Genomic DNA, 220 nt, shown 5'->3' with positions numbered 1-220 from the left:
GGCCTGCGCCGACGCGTAGACCGCGTCCCAGGTGCCCGCCCGGATCGGCGTCGAGGTGTCGGCCATGTAGAGGCCCGCAAGGCCGAGCATGCCGACGGGAACCCGGTGCATCTGCGGCCGGGCGAAGTGCCCCGTCAGGACCTCCTCCCCGATCCCCGGCATCTCGCCGCGCCGCGCCCAGGCCTCCCGCAGGAAGGCGAGGTAGGCGCCGTCGTGCACG

At 75.0% G+C, this 220-nt stretch carries 1 pseudogene; it reads right to left on the bottom strand.

From position 1 onward, the window contains the following. Positions 1-220, bottom strand: a pseudogene (locus tag WDW90_RS41340) (histone deacetylase family protein); the annotation flags it as partial.

This window comes from Methylobacterium nigriterrae (assembly GCF_037106235.1).
Lineage (GTDB): Bacteria > Pseudomonadota > Alphaproteobacteria > Rhizobiales > Beijerinckiaceae > Methylobacterium > Methylobacterium nigriterrae.
The sequence above is the reverse complement of the archived record's forward strand: the minus strand, read 5'-3'. Positions and strand labels throughout refer to the sequence as shown.